The organism is Mesorhizobium sp. CNPSo 4684 (assembly GCF_057784315.1).
In genome coordinates this window covers 76,036-92,132 of sequence record NZ_JBWLUX010000026.1, presented here as the reverse complement: position 1 = coordinate 92,132, position 16,097 = coordinate 76,036, and the positions used below count along the sequence as shown (strand labels likewise).

Below are 16,097 nucleotides of genomic sequence, written 5' to 3'. Positions count from 1 at the left end.
CAGAACAAGGCCGGCATGCGCTCTTGTGAAACGCCCATGAAAGAGGCGATTTCGTGCTTGAACGTGATGCTCCATAAATGGACAGCGGAGATGCACCCGTCTGGATTCTGCTCGCGTTTCGCGGCCGCCTGCGAGGACTGGCATCCGGTAAAGACGACGGCCGCCGCAAGCAGAAGAAAAATGGCGTTTTTCACTATCAGAATCCCCCGGTCCCGCGAGCGAATTTAGATGAAGCCTTTAAAAGGTCAACAGCATCCGTCTTGGCTGGTTTGACTTTCTTATATTAGAGATGCCAAATAAAAACCCGGCGTCCCCGCCGGGTTTTCCTGGAATAGTAGTTGGGCTCAACCCTTGCGGTTGCGTGCGGCCAGTGTCCTCAGCCGCAGCGCGTTGAGGCGGATGAAACCAGCGGCGTCCTTCTGGTCGTAGGCGCCGCGGTCGTCCTCGAAGGTGACCAGCGCGTCCGAATAGAGCGTCTTCTTCGACTTGCGGCCGGTGACCATGACATTGCCCTTGTAGAGTTTCAGGCGCACCGTGCCTTCGACATCTTCCTGGCTCTTGTCGATCATCGCCTGCAGCATCAGCCGCTCGGGCGAGAACCAGAAGCCGTTGTAAATCAGCTCGGCGTAGCGTGGCATGAACTCATCCTTGAGGTGGCCTGCACCCCTGTCGAGCGTGATCGACTCGATCGCGCGGTGAGCCACGATCAGGATCGTGCCGCCGGGTGTTTCGTAGACCCCGCGCGACTTCATGCCGACGAAGCGGTTCTCGACCAGGTCGAGCCGGCCGATGCCATTGTCGCGACCGAGGTCGTTGAGGGCCGTCAGCATCGCAGCCGGCGACAGCTTCTTGCCGTTGAGCGCAATCGGATCGCCCTTCAAAAATTCGATTTCGATCTCGGTGACCTTGTCGGGCGCATCCATCGGCGAGACGGTGCGCTGGTGGACGAATTCCGGCGGTTCGCTCCACGGGTCTTCCAGCACCTTGCCCTCGGAAGAGGAGTGCAAGAGGTTGGCGTCGACCGAGAAGGGTGCCTCGCCTCTTTTGTCCTTCGCCACCGGGATCTGGTGCTGCTCGGCGAAGTTGATCAGGTCGGTGCGCGACTTGAACGACCAGTCGCGCCACGGCGCGATGACCTTGATGTCGGGGTTCAGCGCATAGGCCGAAAGCTCGAAACGGACCTGGTCGTTGCCCTTGCCGGTGGCGCCGTGGGCAATCGCGTCGGCGCCGGTCTCCCTGGCGATCTCGACCAGGTGTTTCGAGATCAGCGGACGGGCGATCGAGGTGCCGAGCAGATAGGTGCCTTCATAGACGGCGTTGGCGCGGAACATCGGGAAGACGAAGTCTGAGACGAACTCCTCGCGCACGTCGACGACACGGATATCCTTGATGCCCATCATCTCGGCCTTCTTGCGCGCCGGTTCCAGTTCGCCGCCCTGGCCGAGATCGGCGGTGAAGGTGACGACTTCGGCGCCGAGTTCGGTCTGCAGCCATTTCAGGATGATGGAGGTGTCGAGGCCGCCGGAATAGGCGAGCACGACCTTCTTGACGTCTTTGGTCTTCGACATTGTTGGCGGTTCCGCGACAAGGGTTCTTCGCGGGCGAGGTATCACGGGCTTTCCGGCCAGCGCAAGGGACGAACGCCGATCAAGGCTGGACCAGATGCTGCGGCCGTCAGCGGCTGGAACGGGCCAAGCGCCTGCGCTATAGGCTGCGCTTCCTTTTGTTTAAGCATCGGATTCTCCCAAAACCGGCTTCCACTTTTGGGTCCGACGCTCTGCCAGGGGCCGCCAATGTCCTTCATTCCCGACACCACGACGCTGATCCAGTTCGCCGTCGCCACCATGATCCTGGCGATAACGCCGGGGCCAGACATGACGCTGTTCGTCTCGCGCACGCTGAGCCAGGGTCGCGCCGCCGGCTTGGCCTCGCTGGCCGGGGCGCTGTGCGGCACGCTGATCCACACCACTTTGGTGGCGGTCGGCATCTCGGCGCTGATCGTCGCCTCGCCGATGGCCTTCCTGGTGCTGAAGATCTTCGGCGCTGCCTATCTCGTCTTCCTGGCCTGGCAGGCGCTCACCAAGGGCTCGGCGTTTTCGCCGCAGAAGAAGAGCGGCCCTGAGATTTCGCTGTTCCGCAGTTGGGTCGCCGGGCTCGGCGTCAATCTGCTCAACCCGAAGATCATCCTGTTTTTCATGACGTTTTTGCCGCAGTTCGTCTCGGCACATGACCCGAACGCACCGGGACAATTGTTCTTCCTTGGTGTCACGTTCATCGTGTTGTCGATCCCGGTGACGGCGCCGATGGTGTTTGCCGCGGAAAAGTTCTCGGAGGCGATGAAGGCCAGCCCGCGCGTCACGCGGGTGGTCGACTATCTCTTTGCCGGGGTGTTTTCGGCCTTCGCGCTCAAGATCCTGACTGCTCAGGCGAAGTAGCCGCCTGCCACCAGCTTCCGGCCCAGCGGCCGGCGCTTAGCCAGTAGAAGATCCCGCCGACCATGCCGCAGCCGATCACGGCGGCGATGGCGTGCGGATCGGTGACGTCGAAATTGATGTCGGCATTCTGGTGGACGAAGCCGAGGAACACCGCGGCCACGATGCCGCCCGCCAAGGCATAGAACAGCCAGTCTCTGCGGCTGAGTATCTCCGAGATCAAGATGACGATGGCCGCCGGCATGAAGGCGAAATAAGCGATGAACAGCGCCACGAAGGGGATCGAAAAATACAGCGATGCGGTCGCCGTCGGGTGGGCATGTTCCGGCGCGTAACCGAGCGAGGCCAGGAACAGGACGTTCAGAAAGGCGCTCGCCGCCAGCGAGGCGACGATATAGCCGAACAGGATGACCGCGAAGCGGACGAGATAGGCGACGACGCGGCTCACGCCTCGCCGTGCCCCGCGATCATCATGGCTTCCAGTGCCAGCCGGTCGACCTTGCGCATGCGTTCGGAGTCCGACTTGAGCTGGCCGCAGGCGGCGAGGATATCGCGGCCGCGGGGAGTGCGGATCGGCGAAGCGTATCCGGCATTGTTGATGTAGTCGGCGAACTTCTCGATCGTCTCCCAGTCCGAGCACTGGTAGTTGGTGCCCGGCCACGGGTTGAACGGGATCAGGTTGATCTTGGCCGGAATGCCCTTGAGCAGTTTGATCAGCCCCTTGGCGTCCTCGATGGAATCGTTGACATCCTTCAGCATCACATATTCGAAGGTGATGCGCTTGGCGTTCGACAGGCCTGGATAGGCGCGGCAGGCCGCGATCAGTTCCTTCAGCGGATACTTCTTGTTGATCGGCACCAGGAGGTCGCGCAGGTCGTCATTGGTGGCGTGCAGCGAGATCGCCAGCATGACGCCGATCTCTTCGCCGGTGCGCAGGATTTCCGGCACCACACCCGAGGTCGACAGCGTGATCCGGCGCTTGGACAGGGAAAGCCCGTCGCCGTCGGAGGCGATCAGCAGCGCCTTCTTCACCGCCTCGAAATTGTAGAGCGGCTCGCCCATGCCCATCATGACGATGTTGGAGACTTTGCGGCCCTCGGCCGGCACGATGGCGCCGTCGGGCGTGTCGCGGTCAGGGAAATCGCCGAGACGGTCGCGGGCGGTGAGCAATTGCGCCAGGATTTCCTCGGCAGTCAGGTTGCGCACCAGCTTCTGCGTGCCGGTGTGGCAGAACGAGCAAGTCAGCGTGCAGCCGACCTGCGACGAGATGCACAGCGTGCCGCGGCCTTCCTCGGGGATGTACACGGTCTCGATCTCGACCGGACGGCCGGCGCCGCGCGGCGGAAAGCGAAACAGCCATTTGCGCGTGCCGTCGGAGGAAATCTGCTCCTCGACGATCTCGGGCCGGGCGACGGTGAAATGCTTGTCGAGCTCGGCGCGCAGATCCTTGGAGATGTTGAACATGCCGGCAAAGTCGGAGACGCCGCGCACATACATCCAGTGCCACAGCTGCTGGGCGCGCATTTTCGCCTGGCGCTCGGGCACGATGCCGGCGCCGACAAGAGCTTCGCTGAGCTCGGCCCGGGTCAGGCCGATCAGCGACGGCTTCTCGGCCGACGTGGCACGGGCGCGCAACGCATCGCGTGCGCCCTCAGTGGTGAGATCGAAGGAAAGGGTCATATCAGCGCCAATATAAGCGAATTGCGGCCGATTTCATCCATCGTGCCGGAAAGAAGCGCGGCGCATAGCACAGGTTGGAGTGAGAGTCATGCGCGGGTTCTTCCTTCTCCCCTTGTGGGAGAAGGTGGATCGGCGCGCAGCGCCGAGCCGGATGAGGGGTGTTCCAGCTTGACGCCGGCGGTTCTCTCACCGCCACGGCTGCAGGTTAACGTCCTGTACGTAGGCGATGATGGTGTCGCAAACGCCGTTCAAGTCCTTCAACACATCGTCGTTCCAAAAGCGCAGCACGCGAAAGCCTCTAGCTTTCAACTCGGCGCCACGGATGATGTCGGACGCCGATTCCGCGTGCTGGCTTCCGCCGATCTCGACAACCAGTCCGGCCTCGACGCAAGCAAAGTCGACAACGTACTTTCCGACCGGCATCTGGCGCCGGAATTTTATCCCGTCGAGCCTGCGATCACGCAATTCTTGCCACAACCTGCCTTCCGCTTCCGTCATGTCGCGGCGAAGGGAGCGAGCAAAGCGAAGTTTGGCTGGCGGAACTGGCTGATGCGGCATAGCGCGAGATTAGTGCGACGTCGAGTTCCGTCCAACACCCCTCATCCGTCTCGGCGCTATCGCGCCGATCCACCTTCTCCCACAAGGGGAGAAGGAAAAAATGCACCTATTTGCACTTGGCGATCGACGACAGCGCGGCCGAGATGCCCTTCAGCGAAAACACATAGGTTGTCGTGTTGCCGCGGCCGGACTTGGCCGACACCTTCATGTCGGTGCCGGTCTTCATGGCGGCGATCAGCACCGGCTCTTCGGCGGCGTTCTCCACCCAGGCCGACTTGCCGCGGGTGAACATCGAGAACGACTTCTTGTCGATGGTGACGGTGGCCTTGGAGCCTTCCTGGAAGGTGTAGCCGGCGATGAATTGCGGCTCGTAGGACACCTGCTGGCCCGGCCGCTGGCTGACGAAGAAGAACATGTCACCATGGTCGAGCGTCGGCGGCTGCTTGTCGGTCGGCACGGTCAGGACGTAGCAGACCTTGCCGCCCTGCGCCTGATAGCTGTAGGTGCCCCAGGCGTTGTGCTGGCCGATCTTGGTCGCCTGCTGCGCCAGCGCCGGCGCTGCAGAGGCCACCAGGACCAGGCTCGAGACTAGTGCAATCAATCCGCGCATCGCTTTTCCCGTATTCCAAATGGTGCGGGGGCAGGCCGGCTTGGCGTCCTGCCCGTCGCTTCATTTTGATTTAATCTGGGTTACCAAACGGTGAATTTCCCTCGGAAAAGGACATTCACCCATGGAAACCACCGCCATTTCCGCGCCGCTTGTTGAAAAACGGCTTTCGCAATGTCCCAGCGGCGACTTGGAGGCCACGAAAGCGGCAAGAGTTTGACTTTTTCAACGGCCGCAGCGGAACCCGAAGCCAAGCCGCTATCGCCCTGTTTGAACGCCGGATTTCTGGAAAACAAGTTCGCTGATGGGACGGCCGCCGGTTCAGCTCTTGTCGGCGATCGCTTCCTTGGCGGCCTTGCGATGGGCAGGCGTGATATGGGCGCTGACGGCAGTGATCGCTGCGGTCAGCACAGCGATGTCGTCGGTGAAGCCGAGGCCGAGGACGAAATCGGGGATGACGTCGACCGGCAGCACGAAATAGCCGAGCGCGGCGAGCAATATGCCCTTGGCGCGCAAAGGCGTCTTCTTGTCGAGCGCGCAGTAATAGGCGGCGACCACCTCTTCCATGAAGGGTATCTGCCGCGCCGCCTTCTTGGCCGTGCGCCAGAATTTCGCGCGCACTTCGCTTTCATCGCCCAGCTTGCTGCCGAAGCCGAAGAAATCAAAACCGGGTTGTTGCGCCATCAATGTCTCCTCTGCTGGCCGCCGCGCACCGTGTTGCGCGCGGCCGGCACGGGAAAATGTGGTGAAAGTGCCGGTCCGCTACAAGAGGACGACGCCGATTGCCGGCACTGGCGCGTTGCAACGCTGGGCTGTCAGCCGCCGAAATACCCGTTCATCTTCTTCGCTAGCGCAATGTCCAGCGCGGTGACGCCGCCGGCATCATGGGTATTCAGCGTCACGTCCACCGTCTTGTAGACGTTCGACCAGTCGGGGTGATGGTCCATTTTTTCCGCGGCCAGAGCGACGCGGGTCATGAAGGCGAAGGCTTCGGAAAAATTCTTGAAGACGAAGCTGCGTTTGATGGAAGCGCCGTCCGCGGCCAGCGACCAGCCGCCCAGTTCGGCCAGTGCAGCTGTAATGGCGTCCTTGCTGAGTTTCTCTCTCGTCATGATGATGTCCTGTGCTATCCCGATCTTGACCCCACCATAGTGCAAGTCGCCCAAACGTGCCTTGCGTTTTGGGGTCCCAAATGCACAAACGGCGCATATCGAATGAGCACAAAGCCGATAAATTCCATTCTGTTCGTCTGCCTCGGCAACATCTGCCGCTCGCCACTGGCCGAAGGCGTGTTTCGCGCCGTGCTGGCCGAGCGCGGCCGCGACATGGTGCTGGACTCGGCCGCGACCGGCGGCTGGAACCTCGGCGAAGCACCCGACCCGCGCTCGGTCACGATCGCTGCCCGCCACGGCATCGACATTTCCGGGCAGCGGGCGCGCAAGGTCCGGCCGGAGGATTTTGCCCGCTTCGACCTCATCCTCGGTATGGACCGCCAGAATGTCCGAGACCTGAAGCTGATGGCGCCGGCCGGTGCCGGCGAACGCATCCATCTGCTTGCGGAGTTCGCGCAGGGAAAGGTCCGCGACGTGCCGGATCCGTATTACGATGGGGCGGAAGCCTTCGCTTTGGTCTACCGCATGATCCGCGAAGCGTCGGAGGCGCTGGCAAAGCTGCTTGAGGAGCGCGCATCGGCGCCGGACAGCGGCCAGGCTTCCTCGACGATGTAGGGGCCGCCGCCGACCGAATCGCGCGACGACATCAAGACGAAGCGGCCGACGCGAAACGGCAGCGTCGAGAAATTGCCGCGCGCCGACAGATATTGCGCGACGTCGAGCGGGCTCGAATTGCGCAGCCGCGCCAGCGTCACATGCGGTGTGAATTTGCGCGGGTCTGCCGGCAGACCGAGCCGCTGGCAGATGCGGTCGATCTCGCCTTGCAGCGCGGAAAGGTCGGGCGAGGCGAAAACGCCGGCCCAGACGGCGTGCGGCTTTTTCTGGCCGAAGGCGCCGACTCCGGACAGCGTCAGCGAGAAGGATGGGCGGTGAACCCGGTCGAGCGCGTTGGCGATCTCGTCGGCGACATGGCCTTCGACATCGCCGATGAAGCGCAGCGTCATGTGGTAGTTTTCGACATCGATCCAGCGGGCCCCGGGCAGGCCGCCCCGCAAAAGGGACAGCGAAAGCGCGGCGTCACGCGGTATTTCGAGGGCGGTGAAAAGACGCGGCATGGTGAGCCTCCCTTCCTCGAATCGAACTATGCCCCTACCGAATCATCGATATCCAAGCAGGGCAAGTGGTTTGTTGGTCGCAGGCTTTCCCTAATGTTTCCCTTACGGAAGGCCGCGCCAGGAGCGAATGTCCGGCCTCAGGCGCCGCCCTCGACCGCCGCAATTGCCTTTTCCACGGTGGGCAGGATGCGCTCGACCATCGCATCGACGCCTTTCGGGTTGGGGTGCAAGCCGTCCTCCAGCTGCAGACCGGACTGTCCGGCAACGCCGTCGAGAAAGAACGGATAGAGCGGCACATCGTATTTCGCCGCCAGCTTCGGATAGATCGCATCGAAGGCGGCCTGGTAGTCGGCGCCGAGATTGGGGGCGGCGCGCATGCCGGCCAAAAGCACCGCGATGTTGCGCGCTTTCAACTTCGCCAGCATGTCGTCCAGGTTCTTTTCAGTAATGCTGGGCGAGACGCCGCGCAGCATGTCGTTGGCGCCGAGTTCCAGGATGACAAGCTTGGTGCCGTCCGGCACCGACCAGTCGAGCCGCGACAGGCCACCGCTCGACGTATCGCCGGATACGCCGGCATTGGCGACGCTCACATCGAGGCCCTTGGCACGAAGGGCTGCCTGCAATTTGTCGGTGAAGCCTTCGCCGGGCCCGAGGCCAAAGCCCGCCATCAGGCTGTCGCCGAAGCCGACGACGGTGAATGTCTCGGCCCGCGCCGACGAAATGGCGCCGCAAAGGGTGAGGAAAAGGATGAGCCCTGCGGCAATCGAGCGTTTGAAAGACATGCGGCAGGCCCCATATGACCAAGAATTCTTCCGACGACGGCTTCCGGCAGGCAGAGCCTTCATCTCCATATAGGACGCTTTAATTGTGACAGAAGCCGTCATCGAGCTGAAAGACATATCCCTGACCCTCGGCCAAGGCGCGTCGTCCGTGCATGTCCTGAAAGGCGTTAGCCTCGACGTGACGCGCGGCGAGGCGACCGGCATTGTCGGACCCTCAGGCTCCGGCAAGTCGACCTTGCTGATGGTTCTGGCCGGACTGGAGCGGGTCGATTCGGGCACGGTGCGCATCGCTGGCGAATCCCTTAACGGCAAAAGCGAGGACCAGATCGCATCGTTTCGGGGGCGAAACATCGGCATCGTCTTTCAGTCCTTCCATCTCATTCCCAATATGACGGCGCTGGAAAATGTCGCGGTGCCGCTGGAGCTGGCCGGCCATGCCGATCCGTTCGGCGTGGCTGCGCGCGAACTGGCAGCCGTAGGCCTCGGCGACCGCGTCACCCACTATCCCGGTGAACTCTCCGGCGGCGAACAGCAGCGCGTGGCGATTGCTCGGGCGCTGGCGCCCGCGCCGCGCATTCTCATCGCCGATGAACCGACCGGCAATCTCGACCAGGCGACGGGGCGGCAGGTCGCCGACCTTTTGTTCGCCAAGGCGGCCGAGCGCGGCATGACGCTGGTGCTGGTCACCCACGATCCGGCCCTTGCGGCGCGCTGCTCGCGCCAGGTGTCGATGCGCTCGGGCCGCATCGAGGATGCGCCTCTGCTCAAAGTGACGGCGTAGCCATGGTGGAAAAGACCCCCTCATCCGGCCCTTCGGGCCACCTTCTCCCCGCTGGGGACAAGAGGCTGACGCCGGCGCTGGTGACCTCTTCTCCCCTCGGGGAGAAGGTGGCCGCGAAGCGGCCGGATGAGGGGGCGACCTGGCTCCGCACCCTGAAACTCGCGTTCCGCTTTTCGCTGCGCGAGATGCGCGGTGGGCTGTCCGGCTTCATGATTTTCCTGGCCTGTATCGCACTTGGCGTCGCGGCGATCGGCGGCGTCAATTCGGTGGCGCAGGCGATCACCGCCGGTGTTGCCGACCAGGGCCAGACGCTGCTTGGCGGCGATCTGCGCTTCCAGATCAACCAGCGCGATACGACGCAGGCCGAAAGCGCCTTCCTCGGTGGCCTGGGTGCTGTGTCGCACAGCGCCAGCATGCGCTCGATGGCGCGGCTCGAGGACGGCTCCGACCAGGCGCTGGTCGAGGCCAAGGCAGTCGACGACGCCTATCCGCTCTATGGCGCGCTGCAGACCGAGCCGCAGCTTGGCAGACAGGATCTGTTCGGTGAGAAATCCGGAATCTTCGGCGCCGTGGCGCCCGACCTGCTGTTCGATCGGCTCAATGTGAAGATCGGCGATCGGTTGAAACTCGGCAGTGCGACATTCGAATTGCGCGCCAGGCTGGTGAGTGAGCCGGACGCGGTGTCGGATGGATTCGGCTTCGCGCCGCGGCTGATGGTCTCGACCGCGGGGCTTGCCGCGTCGGGGCTGATCCAGCCGGGCAGCCTGGTCGAGAATGCCTACAAGGTTCGCCTACCGGCCGGCGCTAGCGAGGCCGATCTCAAAAGCATCCAGAAACGGGCCGCGAGCGATTTCCCGGAAGCCGGCTGGTCGATCCGCACGCGCTCCAACGCCGCACCCGCACTGTCCTCCAACATCGAACGCTTCTCGCAGTTCCTGACGCTGGTCGGGCTGACGGCGCTGGTGGTCGGCGGCGTCGGCGTCGCCAATGCGGTGCGCGCCTATCTCGACGGCAAGCGTGGCGTCATCGCCACCTTCAAGAGCCTTGGCGCTTCGGGCGGCTTCGTCTTCACCGTCTACCTCGTGCAGATCTTGATGATCGCCGGCCTCGGCATCGTGCTCGGCCTCATGCTCGGCGCCACCATGCCGTTCGCGGCGAGTGCCGCGCTGCAGTCGGTCATTCCGGTTCCGGCCGAAGGCGGCTTCTATCCCGGCGCGCTGGCTCTTGCCGCGCTGTTCGGGCTGCTGGTGACGCTGGCGTTCGCGCTGCTGCCGCTCGGCCGCGCCCGCGATGTGCCGGCAACGGCGCTGTTTCGCGAAATGGGGTTTGAGGGCCGCGGTTTTCCGCGCCTGCCCTACCTTGCGGCGGCGGTCGGCATCGCGCTCGCTTTGGCCGCCTTGGCGATCCTGTTTTCCGGTGACCAGCGCATCGCCTCGATCTTCGTCGGCGCGACGATCTTTTCCTTTCTGGTACTGCGCCTGGTCGGCGCGCTGGTGCAGTGGGTGGCGCGCAAAAGCCCGCGCGTGCGCTCGGTCGCGCTCAGACTCGCCGTCGGCAACATCCACCGGCCCGGCGCGCTGACGCCTTCCGTCGTGCTGTCGCTGGGGCTCGGGCTGACGCTCTTGGTGACGTTGGCGCTGATCGACGGCAATCTCAGGCAGCAGATCTCAGGCAGCCTGCTGGAGCGGGCGCCGAATTTCTTCTTCGTCGACATCCAGAACGGCGATGTCGACGCCTTCTCGGCGCTGGTCGGCAAAGAGGCGCCCAAGGGCACGCTGGTCAAGGTGCCGATGCTGCGTGGCAGGGTGATGGCGCTGAACGGCGTCGATGTCGACAAGGCCAATGTGCCGGCTGAAGGCGCTTGGGTGCTGCGCGGCGATCGCGGCCTGACTTATGACGCCAAGCAGCCCGCCAATGCGACATTGACCGAAGGCAGCTGGTGGCCGGACAATTATACCGGAGAACCGCTTGTTTCGTTCTCAAACGATGAAGGCAAGGCGCTCGGGCTGAAACTCGGTGACACCGTCACCGTCAATGTGCTGGGCCGCAACGTGACGGCCAGGATCGCCAATTTCCGCGAGGTGCAATGGGAGACGATGGGCATCAATTTCGTCATGGTGTTCTCGCCCAACACGTTCGCCGGCGCTCCACATGGCTGGCTGGCGACGCTGACCGAGAAGGACGCGTCGGTAGCGGATGACGCGCGCCTGCTCAACGCCGTCACCCGTGCCTTTCCGGCGGTGACGACGGTCCGCGTCAAGGACGCGCTCGATATCGTCAATCGCCTGGTCGGTCAGCTCGGCACGGCGATCCGGGCGGCGGCCGGCGTGGCGCTGATCGCTTCGGTGCTGGTGCTGGCCGGCGCGCTCGCCGCCGGCAACCGCGCCCGCATCCACGATGCTGTAGTGCTGAAGACGCTGGGGGCCACGAGGCGGACGCTGATCACGGCGTTTTCGCTCGAATATATGCTGATCGGGTTGGCCACCGCGGTGTTCGCGCTTGCCGCCGGCGGCATCGCGGCCTGGTACATCGTCGCCCGCATCATGACACTGCCATCGCATTTCATGCCGGAGGTGGCGGTGGCGACCTTGGTGTTTGCGCTGGTGATCACCGTCGGCATCGGCCTTGCCGGCACATGGCGGGTGCTGGGCCACAAGGCGGCGCCGGTGCTGCGCGACCTCTAGGGTCAAGAACCACTCCGACTGGGGTTCTACCCGAGGCAGACGATCGATCCTTGGGAATCGGATCAAATTGACATGCCTGGTCAGCCACTCAGTAATGTTCGGCAGGTAAGGATTGAGATTGTCGCGCAATATAGGGCAGGGTTCTATGCAAGAAGATGAAGGGCTTCAGTCCGATTTGCTCTCCAACTGTGCCGACCACTGGCAAAAAGTGGCCATGGTCATTGTCCGGACCACCAAAAAACGGGGTGAGACAATTCGATCGCACATGCTTTGGGGGCCGCCTGGAACGGACGAAGAAGGTCTCATCCTCAAGTCCTACGTTGCCGCGATCCAGTCGCTTATCGACAATCAGCGGCTGGATGTTCGAGGCAACCCCACCAAACCTCGCTTTAGTGAAATACGACTGATGGAGCCGAGCGGGTTTGACCATGGTCGACGGCCCGCTTCCGATTAAATCTTGGTAATGCAGCGGCCGCGAAAGCTTGGAAAACCGGCTTCCGGCGATTCACGAGGCGTTGCAGCCCGTTACGGTCTTGTTCTTGACGTCAAGAACCATCATATTTCGCCACAGGCATGCTGGAGCCCCGCCAGCGGCGCCCAGGTCCGAAAGGGCCTGACACCGTACGGGGCAGAAGCAACAGAGGATTCCAATGGCTGAGCCCATTCGCAACTACCAGACTTCGGCCGTGCCAGGCGCGCGCGCCGACATCGACCAGGGCCTGCGCAGCTATATGCTGAAGGTCTATAATTTGATGGGGCTTGGTCTCCTCATCACCGGCATCGCCGCCTGGGGCGCTTTCCAGCTCGCCGTCACCGGCGACGGACATCTGACCGCTTTCGGCACGCTGATCTATGCCAGCGCCTTCCGCTGGGTGGTCATCCTGGCCCCGCTCGCCGCCGTCTTCTTCCTGTCGTTCAGGATCCAGTCGATGAGCGTGGCTGCGGCGCAGACGACTTTCTGGGTCTATTCGGGCCTGGTCGGCCTGTCGCTGTCGACCATCTTCCTGGTCTACACCGGCGCCTCGATCACCCAGACCTTCTTCGCCACGGCGGCCGCCTTCGGCGGATTGTCGCTCTATGGCTACACGACCAAGCGTGATCTTTCGGCGTTCGGCTCGTTCCTGGTCATGGGCGTCGTCGGCCTGGTGATCGCCATGCTGATCAACATCTTCCTGCAGTCGTCGGCGCTCGGCTTCGCCATCTCGGCGATCGGCGTGCTGATCTTCGCCGGCCTCACCGCCTATGACACGCAGACCATCAAGGAAATGTACTACGAAGGCGACCAGGCCGACGTCGCCGGTCGCAAGGCGATCATGGGCGCGTTGAGGCTCTATCTCGACTTCATCAACCTGTTCATGTTCCTGCTGCAGTTCATGGGCGATCGCCGCTAAGCGGTCTCCATCCAGGCAACTGGACCAGCTGATATCGAAGGGCGGCCTAACGGCCGCCCTTTTCTTTTGTGCCGGCCTTTGCTGTGATGCCAGGCAGATGAATCGTTTGCACAAATTATGAGCATTATTACCATACGAGCGGCGCTGGAGGGCGACCTCGACCGAATCACCGAGATCTACGCCGATGCGGTGAGGCATGGCACGGCGAGCTATGAACTGGAGCCGCCGAGCCGTGCCGAGATGGGCGCGCGCTTCGACAGCCTGACAACTGGCGGCTTCCCCTATCTGGTGGCGGAAAAGGACGGCGGGCTGCTTGGCTACGCCTATGCTGGCGCGTTCCGCCCGCGCCCAGCCTACCGCTTCATCGTCGAGGATTCGGTCTATATCGCGCCTGACGCCAAGGGCCAGGGCGTCGGGCTGCTGCTGATGCAGGCGCTGATCGAGGCGTGCCGGGTCGCGGGTTTTCGCCAGATCATCGCTGTGATCGGCGACGGTCACGCCGACAGCGCGTCGGTTCGGTTGCATGAAAAGCTTGGCTTTCGCCATTCCGGCCGTCTGGAAGGTTCCGGCTACAAGCATGGGCGCTGGCTGGACACGGTGTTCATGCAGCTGCCGCTGAATGGCGGGGCAACGGCTCCGCCCGATCCGGATTCGCTGCCGGAGCGGAAATTTCGCGAGAGTCTTGGCGGGAAATAGATTGGGAACTTAGGGTTTGGGAACTGGAGAATTGATGAACTGAAGAATTGGAGAAAAGCGACTCATTCCTGGAGAAATCCCGTCTTCTCAATTCCTCAGCTCTCTATTTCTTCAATTCCCCAATTCCCAAGTTCTTCAATTCCCAACTCAGGCCTCGACAACTCTCAGCTTGGGATCGAACACGCCGAGCACGCGGCCGAGTTCCTGGCCGCGCTTGAGGATGCGGCCGCCGGCAGCGATGACGGCGAAAGCGCCTTGCCGTCGCGCCAGTTTCGGATCCTTGACGATCTGGAACAGCGGCACTTCGCTGGCTCGGCGGAAGACCGAAAACACAGCGCGATCAGCGAGATGATCGATGGCGTAGTCGCGCCATTCATTGGCGGCGACCATACGTCCGTAGAGTCTCAGGATCTCATCGAGCTCACGCCGGTCGAAGCGAACCGGCTGGTCGAGGCGTTCGCGTCGCGCCTCCTGCAGCGGGATCAATATTGCGGATGAGTCCCCATCCTCCGCTCCACCGCTGCTGCGATCGGTCATACCGCGATCCCTTTAAAAATGAATCTCGCTTGCAGAAGTTGGCGTGTTCGCGGTGGAATTGCAAGACCCGGCTAACCATCCCCGGGCTGCGCTGTTTTCGCAACGTCCAGTCACTTTTATAAAACGCGGTGTTTGAATTGGTGATGCTCCGCCACATTCCTGCCTTATTTTATCCGCGCTCATGCCCCAATGTCCGACGAATTTACCGGCGTTGCCTGAGACGGTTCGGTCCGGCACCGGCTCGTAAACCCCAAGCCCCCCGCCCACGGGTCTGCGTCGGATCGAACCAACCTCGGACTTTCCTTAGGGAAAGACCGGGTGCGACGATCCCAAAACCTAAATGACCGACGTCAGAAGCAAGCTGACGTCGGTTTTTTGTTGGGCGGCGCCATACGCTTGTTGCGTCGCGATCCTTCACACCCCCCTCTGTCCTGCCGGACATCTCCCCCGCAAGGGGGGAAATCAGATTTCGCGATTGCTGTCGCCAAACTCAAACGTCGGACAGGATGGTGGAAATGGCGAAGCTGCCAATCTCCCTCCTTGCGGGGGAGATGGCCGGCAGGCCAGAGGGGGGTGCTGTCCCGCCGATATCAAAGAGTCTGGACCAGCCTTTTACGGCTTGTGAATAAACGCGGCGCCCAAAATCGGGCCGGGCAGGCCGTCCTTGCCGACCGATTGCAGCAGCACGGCGCAGCCGCCTTTCTTGGCGATCTCGGTCATCGGCAATTCGTAGCGCTGCGCCTTGCCATGCCACATGCCGGCGGTCTGGATGCCGGTGACGGCGTTCCAGTAGGTCATGCTGCGGCCGGTGTTCTCGCCCTTGGCGATGGTAACCGTCTGCGGCGGTTCGAAATAGACGATGACGACATGGGCGTCGCTCGGGCCGCTGCCGGCGTCGCCGGTATCGATCATGACGCGGTCGCTGGTGCGGCTGACCTTGATGCTGACCCGCATGCCTTCGCCGGACTTCTCCATGCGGGCAAGCGCACCGTCGACCTCCCTGCGGCTGGCGCCGTTGACATGGCTGCGACCATTGATGACGGCTTGCGGCGTGTACACCGAGCGGGTGCCGAAGGCGCGCATATAGTCATATTGGCGGTCGGTGTTGTCCTTGTTGCTCAGCGTGTCCTGCCAACCGAGATAGTCCCAGTAATTGACGTGGTAGGCGAGCGCGACGACGTTGTCCTTGGCTGCCAGCTCGGCAAAGAAAGCGTCGGCCGGCGGACAGGAATTGCAGCCCTGGCTGGTGAAAAGCTCGACGACGCCCAAGGGCCTGTCAATCTGGGGCCTGTCAATCTGGGGCTTGTCGGTCTGCGGCTTGTCGGCCTGGGTGGTGCCGGACTCCTCGGCAAGCCCGGTCCCGGCAAGCGCCGAGAAGGCCAGCGCGAAAGCCGCAAGCCGTAGAGGTTGTCGAGGTGCCATGGCCGTTCCGATTCCCGCCGGTGACGCCGGCCTTGTTCTGGTTGGCCAGATTTGTGGCAGAAGCGGCAGTCAACGGGAAGTCACGTTGCGGTGAAATTTTTGCTGCCGCTACCGTGGGTACGGCCGCTACAGGACGGTGCACTTCACCGCCCGGTTCGATCGGGAGCATGGCATCAGGAGCTTGCGGCAGATCTTGCTGAGCCCAGCCGGTTTTTACTGCAAGCGAACAGGGCGGAACTTCCGTCTAGTCGGCCAATGCTTTGGAAATACTGGGGCAGTAAGGCAGTAAGGCAGTATGGC

At 62.7% G+C, this 16,097-nt stretch carries 19 protein-coding genes and 1 pseudogene; 7 read left to right on the top strand and 13 right to left on the bottom strand.

Annotation, left to right across the window (positions count from 1 at the left end; translation table 11 throughout):
* From AC04SG_RS23235 to AC04SG_RS23225, 3 genes and pseudogenes are all read right to left on the bottom strand, one after another.
* Nucleotides 1-194, bottom strand: a pseudogene (locus tag AC04SG_RS23235) (hypothetical protein); the annotation flags it as partial.
* Nucleotides 195-344: 150 nt separating this feature from the next.
* Entirely contained in the window at nt 345-1,568 is a 1,224-nt protein-coding gene (locus AC04SG_RS23230) for an argininosuccinate synthase (RefSeq protein ID WP_352556974.1), read from the bottom strand.
* 41 nt (nt 1,569-1,609) lie between these two features.
* Nucleotides 1,610-1,735, bottom strand: a complete 126-nt coding sequence (locus tag AC04SG_RS23225) for a hypothetical protein (protein ID WP_477346498.1) — start codon at nt 1,733-1,735, stop codon at nt 1,610-1,612.
* A 58-nt stretch (nt 1,736-1,793) separates the two neighbouring features.
* Between AC04SG_RS23225 and AC04SG_RS23220 the strand changes: the two genes are divergently transcribed.
* Nucleotides 1,794-2,435 carry a LysE family translocator gene (locus tag AC04SG_RS23220; RefSeq protein ID WP_488552946.1) on the top strand — a complete coding sequence of 214 codons (642 nt, stop codon included), beginning with the start codon at nt 1,794-1,796 and terminating at the stop codon, nt 2,433-2,435.
* Here the strand turns inward: AC04SG_RS23220 and AC04SG_RS23215 are convergent.
* From AC04SG_RS23215 to AC04SG_RS23190, 6 genes are all read right to left on the bottom strand, one after another.
* The gene (locus tag AC04SG_RS23215) at nt 2,407-2,880 is read right to left on the bottom strand and encodes a hypothetical protein (protein WP_488552945.1); all 474 of its coding nucleotides are present in this window, start codon (nt 2,878-2,880) and stop codon (nt 2,407-2,409) included. The two genes, AC04SG_RS23220 and AC04SG_RS23215, sit on opposite strands and share 29 nt — an antisense overlap.
* Nucleotides 2,877-4,112 (bottom strand): dual-specificity RNA methyltransferase RlmN, encoded by a 1,236-nt coding sequence (gene rlmN / locus AC04SG_RS23210; RefSeq protein WP_488552944.1) that lies wholly within the window; start codon nt 4,110-4,112, stop codon nt 2,877-2,879. The genes AC04SG_RS23215 and rlmN overlap by 4 nt, the downstream gene beginning before the upstream one ends.
* A gap of 186 nt (nt 4,113-4,298) precedes the next feature.
* Entirely contained in the window at nt 4,299-4,670 is a 372-nt protein-coding gene (locus AC04SG_RS23205) for an endonuclease domain-containing protein (protein ID WP_488552943.1), read from the bottom strand.
* 106 nt (nt 4,671-4,776) lie between these two features.
* On the bottom strand, nt 4,777-5,280 hold the full coding sequence (locus AC04SG_RS23200) for an invasion associated locus B family protein (protein ID WP_112560070.1): 504 nt from the start codon (nt 5,278-5,280) through the stop codon (nt 4,777-4,779).
* 318 nt (nt 5,281-5,598) lie between these two features.
* Entirely contained in the window at nt 5,599-5,961 is a 363-nt protein-coding gene (locus AC04SG_RS23195) for a YkvA family protein (protein ID WP_488552942.1), read from the bottom strand.
* A gap of 131 nt (nt 5,962-6,092) precedes the next feature.
* Complete coding sequence (locus AC04SG_RS23190) at nt 6,093-6,389, bottom strand: 4a-hydroxytetrahydrobiopterin dehydratase (protein WP_352586466.1); 297 nt, start codon at nt 6,387-6,389, stop codon at nt 6,093-6,095.
* 102 nt (nt 6,390-6,491) lie between these two features.
* On the opposite strand from AC04SG_RS23190, the gene AC04SG_RS23185 reads away from it, so the two are divergent.
* A complete protein-coding gene (locus AC04SG_RS23185; RefSeq protein WP_488552941.1) occupies nt 6,492-7,004 on the top strand; it encodes a low molecular weight protein-tyrosine-phosphatase in 513 nt (170 codons plus the stop codon).
* On the opposite strand, the gene thpR is transcribed toward AC04SG_RS23185, so the two are convergent.
* Together thpR and AC04SG_RS23175 are read right to left on the bottom strand one after the other, a co-directional pair.
* Nucleotides 6,908-7,504 (bottom strand): RNA 2',3'-cyclic phosphodiesterase, encoded by a 597-nt coding sequence (gene thpR / locus AC04SG_RS23180; protein ID WP_112560072.1) that lies wholly within the window; start codon nt 7,502-7,504, stop codon nt 6,908-6,910. The genes AC04SG_RS23185 and thpR overlap by 97 nt on opposite strands.
* A 137-nt stretch (nt 7,505-7,641) precedes the next feature.
* Nucleotides 7,642-8,286, bottom strand: coding sequence for an arylesterase (locus AC04SG_RS23175; RefSeq protein ID WP_488552940.1), 645 nt, complete (start codon nt 8,284-8,286; stop codon nt 7,642-7,644).
* Between the two features lie 85 nt (nt 8,287-8,371).
* Between AC04SG_RS23175 and AC04SG_RS23170 the strand changes: the two genes are divergently transcribed.
* The 5 genes from AC04SG_RS23170 (at nt 8,372) to AC04SG_RS23150 (ending at nt 13,838) form a co-directional block, all read left to right on the top strand.
* Entirely contained in the window at nt 8,372-9,067 is a 696-nt protein-coding gene (locus AC04SG_RS23170) for an ABC transporter ATP-binding protein (protein WP_488552939.1), read from the top strand.
* A gap of 185 nt (nt 9,068-9,252) precedes the next feature.
* The gene (locus tag AC04SG_RS23165; protein ID WP_488552949.1) at nt 9,253-11,751 is read left to right on the top strand and encodes an ABC transporter permease; all 2,499 of its coding nucleotides are present in this window, start codon (nt 9,253-9,255) and stop codon (nt 11,749-11,751) included.
* Between the two features lie 145 nt (nt 11,752-11,896).
* Nucleotides 11,897-12,205, top strand: a complete 309-nt coding sequence (locus AC04SG_RS23160; protein WP_488552938.1) for a hypothetical protein — start codon at nt 11,897-11,899, stop codon at nt 12,203-12,205.
* Nucleotides 12,206-12,401: 196 nt separating this feature from the next.
* Nucleotides 12,402-13,142, top strand: a complete 741-nt coding sequence (locus tag AC04SG_RS23155; RefSeq protein ID WP_488552937.1) for a Bax inhibitor-1/YccA family protein — start codon at nt 12,402-12,404, stop codon at nt 13,140-13,142.
* A 117-nt stretch (nt 13,143-13,259) separates the two neighbouring features.
* On the top strand, nt 13,260-13,838 hold the full coding sequence (locus tag AC04SG_RS23150; RefSeq protein WP_488552936.1) for a GNAT family N-acetyltransferase: 579 nt from the start codon (nt 13,260-13,262) through the stop codon (nt 13,836-13,838).
* 147 nt (nt 13,839-13,985) lie between these two features.
* On the opposite strand, the gene AC04SG_RS23145 is transcribed toward AC04SG_RS23150, so the two are convergent.
* Together AC04SG_RS23145 and AC04SG_RS23140 are read right to left on the bottom strand one after the other, a co-directional pair.
* Nucleotides 13,986-14,375: a DUF2794 domain-containing protein gene (locus tag AC04SG_RS23145; RefSeq protein WP_192251208.1), complete on the bottom strand. Its 390-nt coding sequence runs from the start codon at nt 14,373-14,375 to the stop codon at nt 13,986-13,988.
* A gap of 612 nt (nt 14,376-14,987) precedes the next feature.
* On the bottom strand, nt 14,988-15,797 hold the full coding sequence (locus AC04SG_RS23140; protein ID WP_488552935.1) for a DUF1223 domain-containing protein: 810 nt from the start codon (nt 15,795-15,797) through the stop codon (nt 14,988-14,990).
* Nucleotides 15,798-16,097: the final 300 nt, after the last annotated feature.

What these genes read in the sequence shown, in the direction of transcription:
- AC04SG_RS23190 (WP_352586466.1), bottom strand. Translation starts at nt 6,389, where the DNA reads ATGACGAGAGAGAAACTCAGCAAGGACGCCATTACAGCTGCACTGGCC.
- AC04SG_RS23200 (WP_112560070.1), bottom strand. Translation starts at nt 5,280, where the DNA reads ATGCGCGGATTGATTGCACTAGTCTCGAGCCTGGTCCTGGTGGCCTCT.
- AC04SG_RS23195 (WP_488552942.1), bottom strand. Translation starts at nt 5,961, where the DNA reads ATGGCGCAACAACCCGGTTTTGATTTCTTCGGCTTCGGCAGCAAGCTG.
- AC04SG_RS23145 (WP_192251208.1), bottom strand. Translation starts at nt 14,375, where the DNA reads ATGACCGATCGCAGCAGCGGTGGAGCGGAGGATGGGGACTCATCCGCA.
- AC04SG_RS23185 (WP_488552941.1), top strand. Translation starts at nt 6,492, where the DNA reads ATGAGCACAAAGCCGATAAATTCCATTCTGTTCGTCTGCCTCGGCAAC.
- AC04SG_RS23155 (WP_488552937.1), top strand. Translation starts at nt 12,402, where the DNA reads ATGGCTGAGCCCATTCGCAACTACCAGACTTCGGCCGTGCCAGGCGCG.
- thpR (WP_112560072.1), bottom strand. Translation starts at nt 7,504, where the DNA reads ATGCCGCGTCTTTTCACCGCCCTCGAAATACCGCGTGACGCCGCGCTT.
- AC04SG_RS23165 (WP_488552949.1), top strand. Translation starts at nt 9,253, where the DNA reads ATGCGCGGTGGGCTGTCCGGCTTCATGATTTTCCTGGCCTGTATCGCA.
- AC04SG_RS23140 (WP_488552935.1), bottom strand. Translation starts at nt 15,797, where the DNA reads ATGGCACCTCGACAACCTCTACGGCTTGCGGCTTTCGCGCTGGCCTTC.
- AC04SG_RS23175 (WP_488552940.1), bottom strand. Translation starts at nt 8,286, where the DNA reads ATGTCTTTCAAACGCTCGATTGCCGCAGGGCTCATCCTTTTCCTCACC.
- AC04SG_RS23230 (WP_352556974.1), bottom strand. Translation starts at nt 1,568, where the DNA reads ATGTCGAAGACCAAAGACGTCAAGAAGGTCGTGCTCGCCTATTCCGGC.
- rlmN (WP_488552944.1), bottom strand. Translation starts at nt 4,112, where the DNA reads ATGACCCTTTCCTTCGATCTCACCACTGAGGGCGCACGCGATGCGTTG.
- AC04SG_RS23220 (WP_488552946.1), top strand. Translation starts at nt 1,794, where the DNA reads ATGTCCTTCATTCCCGACACCACGACGCTGATCCAGTTCGCCGTCGCC.
- AC04SG_RS23160 (WP_488552938.1), top strand. Translation starts at nt 11,897, where the DNA reads ATGCAAGAAGATGAAGGGCTTCAGTCCGATTTGCTCTCCAACTGTGCC.
- AC04SG_RS23150 (WP_488552936.1), top strand. Translation starts at nt 13,260, where the DNA reads ATGAGCATTATTACCATACGAGCGGCGCTGGAGGGCGACCTCGACCGA.
- AC04SG_RS23225 (WP_477346498.1), bottom strand. Translation starts at nt 1,735, where the DNA reads ATGCTTAAACAAAAGGAAGCGCAGCCTATAGCGCAGGCGCTTGGCCCG.
- AC04SG_RS23205 (WP_488552943.1), bottom strand. Translation starts at nt 4,670, where the DNA reads ATGCCGCATCAGCCAGTTCCGCCAGCCAAACTTCGCTTTGCTCGCTCC.